This window comes from Streptomyces sp. NPDC002701 (genome assembly GCF_042889045.1).
Lineage (GTDB): Bacteria > Actinomycetota > Actinomycetes > Streptomycetales > Streptomycetaceae > Streptomyces.
The window spans coordinates 618,612-631,483 of sequence record NZ_JBIAQL010000001.1 but is presented as its reverse complement, the minus strand read 5'-3'; the positions used below and the strand labels follow the sequence as shown (position 1 = coordinate 631,483).

Below are 12,872 nucleotides of genomic sequence, written 5' to 3'. Positions count from 1 at the left end.
CCATGTGGTGGGGAGTGGCCGCGGCCCTGCTGGCGAACCTGCTCTACAGCGCCGGATTCGTCCTGGAGAAACGGGCGTTGGCGGCGCTGCCCGAGGTCAGCGTCCGCCGGCCCGCCCGGCTCCTGCGGCTGGTCCTCGGCAGCTGGCTGTGGATCGGCGGGTCCCTCGCCCTGGCGTCGGGCTTCGGCGCCCAGCTCGTCGTCTACCGCACCCTGCCGATCGCCGCCGCGCAGGGCATCTTCGTCTCCGGGCTGGTCATCCTCGTACTCCTGTCGTCGGTGCTGCTCGGCGAGGAGACCTCGGGCCGCGAGCGGTACGCGCTCGGCGCGATCCTCCTGGCGCTCCTCATGGTGGTGCTGTCCCTGAAGGAGGGCTCCGACACGGTCAGCCGCAGCGCCCCCGCCCCGCTGATCCTGCTGCTCTGCGTACCGTCGCTCGCGCTCGGCGTCTGGCTGTACGGGTCCGCCGAGCGCCGCGCCCGCCACCGGCACCGCATGCCGACCACGGGGGTCGAGTACGGCGTGGCGGTCGGTCTGCTGTACGGGGTCAGTTCGCTGGCCATCAAGGGAGTGTCGAGCCACCTCACCGGAAGCGGCTTCGGCGGCGCGGTGCTCGGCGTGCTGCGCTCCCCGTATCCGTACCTCCTGCTGTTCACCGGCGTGTTCGGCCTGGTCATGTCGCAGGCGGCGCTGCAGCGCTGCCGGGCCTCACTGATCGTGCCGGTCTGTACGACGGTGACCTGTCTGTTCACGGCGGTGCTCGGCACGCTCGCGTTCGGCGAGTCGCTGCCCGAGGACCCGCTGCGGCTGGCGCTGCGCCTCGGCGGTACGGCGCTGGCGGTCTCCGTGCTCCTCGCGATGCCCAGGCACGACACCCCGCCGAAGCCGTCACCACCCCCCACTTCCACGAAGGAGTCATCCCGTCATGAACCCGGACGACCCGCTGCTGAAGATACTGGCGTGCCCGCTGGACAAGGGACCGCTGCTGCTCCTCGAAAGGGAGACGGAGAGCACGCAGGGGACTGAGGGAACCGCACGGACCGAGGGAAGTCTCTACAACCCGCGGCTGCGCCGCCGCTACCCGATCGTGGACGGCATCCCGCAGCTCCTCCCGTCCTCCGGCGAGCAGGTCACGGACGACGAACACGAGAAGCTGCTGCTGCGTGTCGACGGCGACCGCGCCCCGGGAAGGTCGGCCCCATGACCCTGGCAGCCCGTGTGGCGCCCTTCGTGCCGGTGCGGCTGGTCGCCGCCGCCGCCCGGTTCGTCTATCCGCGCTTCGAACCCGAACTGGCCCGGCTCGGCGACCTCTGCCCGGCCGGCTGCGGTACCGCCGTGGACGTGGGCGGCTGGTACGGCCCCTGGACCCGCCGGCTGTCGGACCGGGCGCGCCGGGTGGTGACGGTCGAGCCGGTCCCGCACCTGGCCCGGCTGCTCAGCTCCGTGACCCCCGCGAACGTGCGGGTCGTCCACGCCGCCGCGAGCGACCGGTCCGGCACGGCCCACCTCTGGCTGCCGGCCGGCGACCAGGGCGACCGGGGCGTCTCGTCCCTCGTCCGGCGGGACATCCACGCCCGCGCCCTGGACGTCCGCTGCCTCACCCTGGACAGCCTGAACCTCCACGACGTCGGCTTCATCAAGATCGACGTCGACGGCAGCGAGCTCGCGGTGCTGCGCGGGGCCGGCACCCTGCTGGCCCGTGACCGGCCGGCCCTGTTCATCGAGCTGGAGGCCCGTATCCAGCCCGTCGACACGGTGGTGTCCCACCTCGCCGGGCTGGGCTACGAGGGCTGGGTGCTGCCCGGCGACACCTGGCGGCCGCTGTCCTCGTTCGACCTGGAGGCACATCAGGCACGCGCCGCGCACGTCGTCTCGCAGGGCCTGCTGCGCCGGGTGCTGCCGTTCCGCGGCCGGGGGTACGTCCGGTACGTGAACTCGGTGCTCTTCCTCCCGGACGGCCGGCGCCCCGGCGGGCGGCACGCACCGCGGGCACCGCGGACACGGCGGGTGCGAGACGATGGGCCGCATGCCCCCCGCCAGGCGGCCGGCTAGGGACCAGGCGTCCCCCGGCCCGTTCACCCCGCTCGACTTCCAGCTCGTCCTGCTGCGCCGGATGGCCGACCACAACCCGGACCTGGTGGAGGACGCCCGGCACGCGCTGGGCGCCTCGGTCGCGGAGATGCGCGAGGCCAACCGGCGCTGGCAGGCGATGCGGCACGCGCCGCGCAGCCGGGGCGCGCGCTCCCGCCACCGCTCGATCCTGGGCGACCCGGAGTCGGTGACACCGCGCCGGATCGGCGACCTGTCCTGCGAGGCGTACCTGTGGCCGGTCCCCCTCTGGCCGGACCTCCGCTTCGAGGTGCTGGTGGCTCCGGGCGGCGTGGCCTGGAACGAGTGGCTGGTCCGCGCCCCGGGCGCCCCCTCCCCGGACCTGACCTCGCCGGCCGACCTGACGCCCTGGTCCTGCACGGTCGACGAGGCCGCCCGCGCCTTCGCCCCGGTCCGGCCGCTGGAGGGCTCGGCGCCGACGCGGTGGGCGCTCGCCTTCACGGCGCCGGACGGCACGGACGGCGTACCGCGGGAGTACACGGCGGAGTTCACCTGGGGACTGCTCCAGCGCGTGGCGGCCGGCGAGCGGCACCCCTGACCCGTCAGCCGGCGGCCCCGACGACGGCTTCGGCGACGACCGGCACGGAGTCCTCGTGCAGGAAGAGGAAGAGATTGGGCTCGACGAGTTCCAGCTCCATGACGCGGGGTGCCCCGTCCTCGCCGTCCACCAGGTCGACGCGCGCGTAGAGCAGCTCCGGCGCGCCGGGCACGGCGGCCAACGCCCGCTCGGCGACGGCGAGTTCGGCGGGAGTCGGCTGCCAGGCCCGCAGGTTCGGGTGCGCCACCTTCTTGTCGTCGAAGGGGGTACCGGGCTCCAGGACGGCGCCCTTGCGGCTGGCGTGCAGGAACCGCCCGCCGAAGAACTGCAGGGCCCGTTCACCGGCGGTGTCGATGCTCCGTACGTACGGCTGCACGATCGCGGTCAGCCCTTCGGCGTGCATCCGCTCCAGGTGCCGTACCGCCTTCTCGCGGTCCGCGGGCAGGTACCGGGCCGCGTACCGGGCGCCGGCCCCCGAGGTCGGCTTGACGACGTACTCCCGGTCCTCGGGCAGGTCGCCCGGTCCGGCAGATTCCCCCGGGGCGAGGTAGCGGGTGTCGACGACGGGCACCCCGGCGGCGGCCAGGTCGCGCAGGTACCGCTTGTCGGCGTTCCACCGCACGACCTCCGGCGGGTTGGCCAGCTCCGTCGCGGCCCCGCACCGGTCGGCCCAGGCCAGGAACTCGGCGGCCCGCCAGGTGTAGTCCCAGGTGGACCGGATGAGCACGAGGTCGAAGCCGCCCCACTCGACACCGGGTTCGTCCCAGCGCAGCACGACGACGTCGGCCCCCGCCTCCCGCACCGCGTCCGCGAGGACGGACAGATCGCGGTCGTACCCGGTGGCGAGCACCTCCTGGCAGGTGACCAGTGCGATGCGCGGGCTGCTGCGTGCCACGACGGGCTCCTCCTGGGGGTGTCGGCTCGATGATCCCGCCCGCACAGTAACAACCGGCCCGACCCGGTCGGCCCTCCCGGTCAGGGCACCGGCCGTGACCCGCGACAACACCCACCATGCCCCTCAGGGGCCTTGCGGGTCGCTCTCCTCCGGGTCCCAGTCCAGCAGCCGTACCCGCGCCACCGTCTGCACGTGCCGGCGCATCGCGTCGGCCGCCCGGCCCGGCTGCCGCGCGACGATCGCGTCGAAGATCGCGCGGTGCTGGGTGAGCGACCGGATCGGCCGGCCCGGCTGCCGCAGCGACTCGTGCCGGCTCTCGGTGATCCGGTCGGCGATCGAGCGCATGAACTCGGCGAGGATCGGGCTGTGTCCGGCGGCCGTGACCGCCGCGTGGAAGAGCCGGTCGCCCTCCACCCCGTGTCCGCCCGCCGTGATCTCGTCCCGCATGTGCGCGAGGGCGGAGTCCATCGCGGTGACGTCCTCGTCGGTGCGGCGCTCGGCGGCCAGTTCGGCGAGCTTGGTCTCCAGGGCCTCGCGGGCGTCGAGCACGTCGGGCAACCGGCGGCGCCGGTCGACGAGTTGCTCCACCGGTTCGGCGTCGAGGGTGTCCCGCAGGAGGTAGGTGCCGCCGCCGTGGCGCACCTCGACCAGTCCCTGGACCTCCAGGACCACTATGGCCTGCTTCACGGACGCGCGGCTGACACCGAGCCGCGCCGCCAGATCGCGTTCGGGAGGGAGCCGGTCCCCGGTTCCGAGGCCGCCCTCGGCCACGTAGCTGCGCAGCCGGTCGAGGACCTGTTCGTACAGGCGCGGCTTGGACCCCATGGGCCGCAGTGCGTCGGTCATGTCCGGTCTTCCCCCTTACCTCTCGATCTGGTGGATGAGTGGCTCAGCCAATTTACGTCATCTCTCTTGACGCTCTCCACGACGGCCGCCCAATGTGGTTCAGCCACTTGGCCGGTCATCGCCCTGTCGGACAAGTGGCTCAGCCACTCAGCCACTCGACCGGTCGAACCGCCCGGGACCCAGAGACGGGAGCCCGTATGTCCGCCGAACTGATATCGATCCTCGTGCTCGTCGTGGTGTTCGTGATCGCCACCACCCGCTCCATCAACATGGGCGCTCTCGCCTTCGCCGCCGCCTTCGGGGTCGGCGAACTCGTCGCGGACCTCGACGCCGACAAGATCTTCGCCGGTTTCCCCGGCGACCTCTTCGTGGTGCTCGTCGGTGTGACGTACCTGTTCGCGATCGCCCGCGCCAACGGCACGACCGACTGGCTGGTGCACGCGTCCATCCGGCTCGTGCGCGGGCGGGTGGTGCTGATCCCGTGGGTGATGTTCGTGCTCACCGGCGCGCTCACCGCGATCGGCGCGGTCAGCCCGGCCGCCGTCGCCATCGTGGCACCGATCGCCCTGAGCTTCGCCGCGCGGTACTCCATCAGCCCGCTGCTGATGGGCGCGATGGTCGTGCACGGCGCCCAGGGCGGCGGTTTCTCCCCCATCAGCATCTACGGGTCGATCGTCAACGGCATCGTCGAACGCGAGGGTCTCCCGGGCAACGAGGTGGCCCTCTTCCTCGCCTCGCTCATCGTCAACCTCGTGATCGCGGGCGTCGTGTTCGTGCTCTTCGGAGGGCTGAAGCTGAGGGGCGCGGACGAGCGGGTGCGGAGCGCCGGGACGGACCTCGGCAAGGACGCCGACGGCCGTGCCGACGAAGCCGCCGACGATGGTGCCGGGGCGGACGCAGACCGGAACGCGGACAGGAACGCCGGCAGGAACGCGGGCAAGGACAGCGACAGGGAAGCCGACGGGGGCGCCGGTGAGGACGTCTCGCGGCTCAGTCCCGCCCGCATCGCCACCCTCGCCGCGCTCGTCGCCCTCGTCGTGGCCGTGCTCGCCTTCGACCTGGACGCCGGACTCACCTCCATCACCCTCGCCGTCGCCCTCAGCACCTTCTGGCCCGCGGACAGCCGCAACGCCGTCACCCAGATCGCCTGGCCGACGGTCCTGCTGATCTGCGGTGTGCTGACGTACGTCGGCGTCCTCGACGAGATGGGCACGATCGACTGGGCGGGCGAGGGCGTCAGCGACATCGGCGTCCCGCTGCTCTCCGCCGTACTGCTCTGCTACATCGGCGCGCTGGTCTCCGCGTTCGCCTCCTCGGTCGGCATCATGGGGGCGCTGATCCCGCTCGCGGTGCCGTTCCTGGCGCAGGGCGAGATCGGCGCGGTCGGCATGGTGGCGGCGCTCGCGGTCTCCGCGACCGTGGTGGACGTGAGTCCGTTCTCGACGAACGGGGCCCTGGTCCTCGCCGCCGCACCCGACGTCGACCGCGAGCGCTTCTTCCGGCAGCTGATGATGTACGGAGGGATCGTGGTGGCCGTGGTCCCCGCCGTGGTCTGGCTCGCTCTGGTGGTACCCGACTGGGGGTGACCCCGGCGCGCGTAGCGTGACAGACGACCGGTACGCACGACCACGCCGTACCGGCACGACCGACGACCAAGGAGTACGCACGCGTGTCCTCTCCCACCCCGGCACTCTTCCCGGCCCTGACCGAGGCACTGGCGGATCCGGACGGCACCGCCGCGCACCGGTCGGCCCTGCGCTTCGGCGACCGCTCCCTCACCTACGGCGAACTCGCGGCGACCGCCGCCCCGCTGGCCGCCCGCGTCGGGAGGGCGGGCCGGATCGCCGTCTGGGGCACTCCCACCCTGGAGACCGCCGTCGCCGTGGTCGCCGCCCTGCTGGCCGGCGTCCCCGCCGTCCCGCTCAACCCGAAGTCGGGCGCGAGCGAGCTGGGGCACATCGTGGCGGACAGCGCGCCGGCGCTGGTGCTCGCGGCACCGGGCGACCGGCTGCCGGCGGCACTGGCGGAGCTGGAGCGCGTGGACGTCGGGATCGGCCCCGCCGCCGACTCCGGCGAGAGCGGCACTCCGCCGGCCGCCTCCCTTGCCGCCGTCCTCCCCGAACCGCCCCCCGAGGCTCCCGCCCTCATCGTCTACACCTCCGGTACCACCGGCCCCCCGAAGGGCGCCGTCATCCCCCGCCGGGCCGTCGCCACCACCCTGGACGCGCTCGCGGACGCCTGGCGGTGGACCGGCGACGACGTCCTCGTGCACGGCCTTCCCCTCTTCCACGTGCACGGCCTGATCCTGGGCATCCTGGGCCCGCTGCGGCGCGGCGGATCCGTACGGCATCTCGGGCGCTTCGAGACCGCCGGTGTGACGCGGGAGCTGAGCGGCGGCGCCACGATGCTGTTCGGGGTGCCGACGATGTACCACCGGATCGCGGAGGCCCTGCCCGACGACCCGGCGCTCGCGAAGGCGCTGGCGCGGGCGCGGCTGCTCGTGTCGGGCTCGGCGGCCCTGCCGGTGCACGACCACGAGCGGATCGCGGAGGCGACGGGGCGGCGGGTCATCGAGCGGTACGGGATGACGGAGACCCTCATGAACACGAGCGTCCGCGCCGACGGAGAGCCCCGCGCGGGCACGGTCGGGGTCCCGCTGCCGGGCGTCGAACTGCGCCTGACGGAGGAGGACGGGACCACGGCCGTGGAGGCGTACGACGGGGAGACCGTGGGCGAGATCCAGGTCCGCGGGCCCAACCTCTTCACCGAGTACCTGAACCGGCCCGACGCGACGGCGGCGGCCTTCACCGGCGACGGCTGGTTCCGCACCGGTGACATGGCCGTGCGCGACCCCGACGGATACGTACGGATCGTGGGCCGCAAGGCCACCGACCTCATCAAGAGCGGCGGCTACAAGATCGGGGCGGGCGAGATCGAGAACGCCCTCCTGGAGCACCCGGGCGTGCGCGAGGCCGCGGTCACGGGTGAACCGGACGCCGACCTCGGCGAGCGGATCGTGGCGTGGATCGTGCCCGCCGACCCCGCCTCCCCGCCCGGCGCCGACGAGCTGGCGGACCACGTGGCCGGCCGCCTCGCGCCCCACAAGCGGCCCCGCGTCGTCCACCACCTCGACGCCCTGCCCCGCAACGACATGGGCAAGATCATGAAGCGTGCGCTGGCCCATGACTGAGGGCGCCGCGGCCGAGGGCCCCGCGGCCCGGGACCCCGCGGCCGGGGGCTCCCGGAGGTGGACGGCCCGCGAGGCGATCTCCCGCGTCGGGACGGGCTTCACCGAACTGCCCGCCCCCACCGGCACGTATGCGCCCACCGGCACATACGAGCCGGACGGACCGGACGGGCCCCTGTCCTGGCAGGGCTACGACGCCGCACGCGCCCGCGCCGCGGACCGCACCGGCGAGGAGGAGTCCGTCGTCTGCGGTACCGCCACCCTCGGTACGGCCACGGCCGTGCTGATCTCCTTCGAGTTCGGCTTCCTCGGCGGTTCGCTCGGCCGGCGCACGGGCGACCGCCTCGAAGCGGCGCACACGTACGCGCGGACCCACCGCCTGCCGGTCGTCTCCCTCGTCGCGACGGGCGGCAGCCGCATGCAGGAAGGCATGCTCGCCCTGGTCCAACTCCAGCGCGTGGCACGGCAGTCGGCCCTCACCCGGGCGGCCCGCCTCCCGCAGATCGCCGTCCTGCGCGACCCGACGACGGGCGGCGGCTGGGCCACGCTGGGCGCGGGCGCCGACGTGGTCCTCGCGCTGCCGGGCGCGCAGGTGGGCTTCGCGGGCTCCCGGGTCCGGCCGCCCGACGCGGACCCGGCCGCGTACACCGCCGAAGCCCAGCTGACCGCGGGGGCGGTCGACGCGGTGGTGCCCGAGCCGGAGCTGCCGGGGGCGCTGGCGCGCTGGCTGCGCCTGCTGGGCGACCCGTCGGCCGATCCCGCGCCGCCTCCCCCGGCGCTGGGCGACGCCGGGCTGCCGGACACCGGCTGGGAGGCCGTGCACCGGGCCCGGTCGGCGCGCCGGCCGCGCGCGCCCGTCTACCTGGACGCGTACTTCACCGAGCGGGTGGAGATCAGCGGCGACCGCTGCGGGGGCACCGACGAGGGCATGCTCTGTGGTTTCGGGGCCCGGGCACAGGACGGCAGGACGGTCGCCTTCGCGGCCCAGACCGGCACCGCCACCCGCCCCGCCGGCTATCGCACCGCGGCCCGGCTGGTCCGGCTCGCGGACCGGCTCCGTATCCCCGTCCTGACGCTGGTCGACACCCCGGGCGCCGCCAACGACGCGGAGGCGGAGCGGCGGGGCGCGGGCGCGGCGATCGCGGACCTGTTCGCGGCCGTGGCCGCCGCGCGGACGCCCGTCACCACGCTGCTGATCGGGGAGGGCGGTTCGGGCGGCGCGCTGGCCCTCGCGGCGCCGGACAACACGTGGGCCACGCCGGACAGCTACTTCTCGGTCATCGCGCCCGACCTGGCCGCGGCCATCCTGAAACGGCCCACGGAGGAGGTACGGGCCACCGCCGGCCAACTCCGCATCCGGCCGCAGGACCTGGTGGAGCTGGGGGTCGTACGCGGCATCGTGCGGCCGGCCCGGTCCCGGCCCCCGTCCCCGCCCGGTGCGGCCCTCGGCCCGCCCGGCCCGGCTGCCGCACCCCCACCGCCCGGATGATCTCGTGTGTCACCGAGCCGCCCCGGTCGTCGGCGGCCGAGGCCCGCAGCGACACGTATGCCGCGTCGCGGGGCACGCTCAGCGTCCCCCTCCAGGCGGCACCGGTGCCGGCAGGGGTGTCGGCGCCGGCGCCGGCGAGGTGGACCGGCCGCCACGACTCGCCGTCGTCGTACGACACCTCCAGCCCCGCCCGGCCGAGGGTTCCGGGGGGCCGGCCGCCTGGCGCCGGCGAGAGGCCGGCCAGGTACGCGGCGCGGACGCCGACGGGCAGCCGGGTCCCGGCCCGTACGTACCCGGCCAGGTCCGTGTCCACGTCGAAGCCGAGGTTGATCAGCGGGAGGGTCGTCCAGCGGCCCTCCGGGGTGGCCGCCGACCTGAAGGTCCACTCGGTGTGGCCCCTCGTGGCCGGCCGCCAGCGGTCCGCGTCCAGCGCCGTGTCCGTGACCACCGTGTACGGGTGCTCGCCGGCGGGCGCGTCCCAGACGTACGCGGCGGAACCGGTCCGCCGGTCGGCCGGCTCCCCGTCGAGGTACACCTCCGTCGACTGAGTCATGCCGCTGCCCTCGTCCCACACGTTGCCGAAGCCGGTGTGGTCGGGCCCGGAGTCGCCCCAGCCGGGCACGTTGAACCGCAGTGACGCGCCGGAGCGCTGCTGTCCCCAGCCGAGCCCGGTGCCGAGCCACGGCTGCCAGACCGGCCGGAACCAGTCGAGACCCTGACGCGTGCCCCCGGCGTAGCGGACGAGCCCGCCGCGTTCCTCCAGGTCCCCGGCGCCCAGGGTGACGGACTCGTGCCAGAGCTGGCCCGGCTCCGTGGACACGTACGCGGTCCGCCCGGCCGGGAAGCGGGCCCGTTCCTGGAAGCCGATCCCGACCGGGAACGCGTCGTCGGTGAGCGAGTACCGGAACTCGCTGCCCTCGGCGGGCCGCGCGGAGTGGAAGCGGGTGTCGAGCACCGCGAGTCGGCGTCCCGGCGGTTCGTAGGTGAGGTCACGCGCCGGGATGCCGCCCCGGTGCCCCTCCGAGAGGTCGTACGTGTAGGGGGTGTCGGGCGTCCCGGTCGTGTCGGCCCGCCCGGCCGCCCGCAGGCGTGCCGCGTCCGCCCGGTCGACCGTGGCGATCTGCAGCGGCCGGTCGGCGTTGTCGTCGGTGCCGAACCAGGCGGTGAGGCGCCCCGGTACGTCGTCCGTCACGAACAGCGCCTCGGCGCCCGCGTCCTGGGCGGCCCGCGCCACCTCGGAGGGCAACGCGCCCGCCGCCATCCGGACGAGCACGGCCCTGCCCCGGACGTCCTTCCCGCCGTACTCCCCGGTGCCGACGTCGACCAGCGGCAGCCTGCGGCGCCCCTCGGCGAGCGTGCCGCCGGGCTGGACGACGGCCTCACGGACGCCCTCGACCTGCAGCCTCGGCTTCGCCAGCCGCCACACGGTCCGGTACTCGAAGCTGCCCCCGGTGACCTGCGCCGTGGGCGCCGCGAAGACGCTGTCGTACGTGGTCGGCACCTGGACGGCTCCGAAGAGGTCCGCGCCGTTCGCCGCCCGGGCGTACTCCATGAGCAGCTGCCGGGTCTCGGTCCGCCGGTCGACACGCGCCGCCACCTCGCGCAGTCCGGTGCCGTCCAGCGTGACCTCCCGGTCCCGGTCGAGGTGGATCTCCGGTGCCGCGAGGAAGCCGAGACCGAGCGAGTCGGCGCCCCGCGCGCCCCGTACGTCGAGGAAGGTGCTCAGGCTGTACGTGCCCGGACCCAGCCTCAGTTCGAGGGTGCCCGTGTCGCCGACACGCGCCGGAAGCGGGTCCACGCCTTCGCGGAGCTGCTGCACCACGAGGTCGGCGGCGGTGGCGGCCCCGTCACGGTCCTCGACGTGGACGGTGAGCGTGTACCGCTCCGCCTCCTTGACCAGACCGAGGGCGGTGTGCGCGACCGGTGTGCCGTCCGGCGCCGAGGCCACGATCCGTCCGCTGGTGGTGCCGGCCGGGGCCGACGTCGCGTCCCCGGTCACGGTCGTGGTGGCGGTCCCGTGCGCCGGAACGGTCAGCGCGGAGTCGGCGAGCGTCACGACCCCGCCGAGCCCGCCCCGCGTGCCCTGCGCTCCCCGTGCGCCCTGTGCGCCCTGTGTGCCTTGTGTGCCTTGTGTGCTGTGGACGGTGAGGCGCAACTCGACCGCCGTGTCGGACGAGTTGGTGTAGGTGACCGTCCTCGTGACCGGCTCGTTCGCCTCGTAGGGCCAGCGGTGGTACCCCAGATCGGCGCTTCCCGTGGCCGTGACACGGGCCCTCACCGCGTCGGGCGCGCTCACCCGACCGGCGCCCAGCACGTAGGCGGACGCGTCGAGGCGCTCGGAGGTCGACATCAGCGCGTCCTTGAGCCGCGTGCCGATCCGGTCGGGGTGCCGTTCGGCGAGGAGCGCCGCCACGCCCGCGACATGGGGTGTCGCCATCGACGTACCGCTCATGGCGGTGTAGTCGCCGCTGCCGGCGGAGAGCCGGGAGCGGGCGGCGAGGATGTCGACGCCCGGTGCGCTGATATCGGGCTTCAGCGCGTGGTCACCGTGCCGCGGCCCCGCGCTCGTGAAGTACGCGGCCCGGTCCCCCGGATCGACCGCGCCGACGGTCAGCGCGGAGCCGGCGGCGCCGGGCGAGCCGATGGACGAGGGGGCGCCGGTGTTGCCCGCGGCGACGACGAACAGCGCGCCGGTCTCCTCGGTGAGGGTCTCCACGGCCTGCGCCATCGGGTCGGTGCCGTCGCTGGGCTCCGTCGACCCGAGGCTCATCGAGACGATCTCGGCGCCGACGTCCCGGGCGGCCCATTCCATGCCGGCGATGATCTGCGACTCGCTGCCCGAGCCCTGGTCGCCGAGCACCTTCCCGACGGCGAGCGTGGCCCCGGGCGCGACCCCCCGCTCCCGCCCGTCGGAGGCGGCGCCGCTGCCGCCGACGGCCGACGTGACGTGCGTGCCGTGACCGTTGCGGTCGGCGACCTCTTCACCCTCGACGAAACTCTCGGTCACGGAGACCCGGCCGGTGAGATCGGGATGTCCGGCATCGACCCCCGTGTCCAGTACGGCGACGGTGACCCCCTTGCCGGTGAGTCCCGCCTCCCACGCCTCGGGCGTACCGATGTGGGCGTTGCTTTCGGCCATATCGACGTGGACGCGTCCGTCGAGCCAGACCTTGTCGATCCCTCCCCCGCGGGTGAAGGCCCGCCAGAACGCCCGTCCTCCGTCGGCCTCGACAGCGGCCCCGCGGATGCTCGGCAGTCCGCGCGTCCGCTCGGCACCGCGCGGAGTCACCACCCGTGCGCCCTTCCCGTAGGTGACGATCAGCGGCAGCCCGTCCGTCTCCCCGTCGGTGAGCCCCTGGCGTATCAGCTCTCCCACGTCGAACAGCCGCCGGTCGAGGCTGCCCGCCCGCAGGTGCGGCAGCGCCTCGTCCGGTACGACGGTGAGGGCGCCGTTCGCCCGCTGGGTACGGACCGCCCCGGTGGCGCCCGGCGCCCGTTCGACGGTCACCGTGCGTCTGCCGCCGCCGAGTTCGGTGACGGTCACCCGGTCGCCGGTGACGAGGGTGACCGTGTGGGCCGCCGCGGGGGCGGAGACGGCACGGGTGCGGGGCGGGGTGCCGGTGTCGCGCGCGTCCGCCCCGCCCGCGGGGAGCAGGGCGAGCACGAGCCCGGCCGACGCGAGCGCCGCCCCGTGTCGCGCGGATCGTGTGGTCATCCGTGCCTCCGGGCTCGGGTGGTGTCCGGGTGCTGCGACGAGTGTCGGGGGCCGGTGGTGCGCTGCCTCCGCCCGGAACCTGGCGGGAAGCTGC

9 protein-coding genes and 1 pseudogene are annotated in these 12,872 nt (G+C 74.6%); 7 read left to right on the top strand and 3 right to left on the bottom strand.

Features of this window, described 5'->3' with window-relative positions:
- Window positions 1-2: 2 nt before the first annotated feature.
- The 4 genes from ACFYXC_RS02655 to ACFYXC_RS02640 are packed head-to-tail and all read left to right on the top strand — an operon-like array spanning window position 3 to window position 2,646.
- Window positions 3-1,025: a DMT family transporter gene (locus ACFYXC_RS02655; protein WP_389546022.1), complete on the top strand. Its 1,023-nt coding sequence runs from the start codon at window positions 3-5 to the stop codon at window positions 1,023-1,025.
- Complete coding sequence (locus tag ACFYXC_RS02650; protein ID WP_388908640.1) at window positions 925-1,203, top strand: Trm112 family protein; 279 nt, start codon at window positions 925-927, stop codon at window positions 1,201-1,203. The genes ACFYXC_RS02655 and ACFYXC_RS02650 overlap by 101 nt, the downstream gene beginning before the upstream one ends.
- On the top strand, window positions 1,200-2,051 hold the full coding sequence (locus ACFYXC_RS02645; protein WP_389546018.1) for an FkbM family methyltransferase: 852 nt from the start codon (window positions 1,200-1,202) through the stop codon (window positions 2,049-2,051). Before ACFYXC_RS02650 ends, ACFYXC_RS02645 begins: the two co-directional genes overlap by 4 nt.
- Window positions 2,017-2,646, top strand: a complete 630-nt coding sequence (locus ACFYXC_RS02640; RefSeq protein ID WP_389546016.1) for a hypothetical protein — start codon at window positions 2,017-2,019, stop codon at window positions 2,644-2,646. The genes ACFYXC_RS02645 and ACFYXC_RS02640 overlap by 35 nt, the downstream gene beginning before the upstream one ends.
- A gap of 4 nt (window positions 2,647-2,650) precedes the next feature.
- On the opposite strand, the gene ACFYXC_RS02635 is transcribed toward ACFYXC_RS02640, so the two are convergent.
- Window positions 2,651-3,541: a RimK family alpha-L-glutamate ligase gene (locus tag ACFYXC_RS02635; protein ID WP_389546013.1), complete on the bottom strand. Its 891-nt coding sequence runs from the start codon at window positions 3,539-3,541 to the stop codon at window positions 2,651-2,653.
- A gap of 123 nt (window positions 3,542-3,664) precedes the next feature.
- The gene (locus ACFYXC_RS02630; RefSeq protein ID WP_388908648.1) at window positions 3,665-4,387 is read right to left on the bottom strand and encodes a FadR/GntR family transcriptional regulator; all 723 of its coding nucleotides are present in this window, start codon (window positions 4,385-4,387) and stop codon (window positions 3,665-3,667) included.
- A 197-nt stretch (window positions 4,388-4,584) separates the two neighbouring features.
- Here ACFYXC_RS02630 and ACFYXC_RS02625 point away from each other — a divergent pair, with 197 nt between their 5' ends.
- The 3 genes from ACFYXC_RS02625 to ACFYXC_RS02615 all read left to right on the top strand — a co-directional run bounded on the left by ACFYXC_RS02625 (window position 4,585) and on the right by ACFYXC_RS02615 (window position 9,063).
- Window positions 4,585-5,973: an SLC13 family permease gene (locus ACFYXC_RS02625; protein WP_389546009.1), complete on the top strand. Its 1,389-nt coding sequence runs from the start codon at window positions 4,585-4,587 to the stop codon at window positions 5,971-5,973.
- A gap of 83 nt (window positions 5,974-6,056) precedes the next feature.
- Window positions 6,057-7,577, top strand: coding sequence for an acyl-CoA synthetase (locus ACFYXC_RS02620; protein WP_389546006.1), 1,521 nt, complete (start codon window positions 6,057-6,059; stop codon window positions 7,575-7,577).
- Window positions 7,570-9,063, top strand: a complete 1,494-nt coding sequence (locus ACFYXC_RS02615; RefSeq protein WP_389546003.1) for a carboxyl transferase domain-containing protein — start codon at window positions 7,570-7,572, stop codon at window positions 9,061-9,063. The genes ACFYXC_RS02620 and ACFYXC_RS02615 overlap by 8 nt, the downstream gene beginning before the upstream one ends.
- Here the strand turns inward: ACFYXC_RS02615 and ACFYXC_RS02610 are convergent.
- Window positions 9,041-12,778 (bottom strand): annotated as a pseudogene (locus tag ACFYXC_RS02610) (S8 family serine peptidase); the annotation flags it as partial. The gene ACFYXC_RS02615 and the pseudogene ACFYXC_RS02610 overlap by 23 nt on opposite strands.
- Window positions 12,779-12,872: the final 94 nt, after the last annotated feature.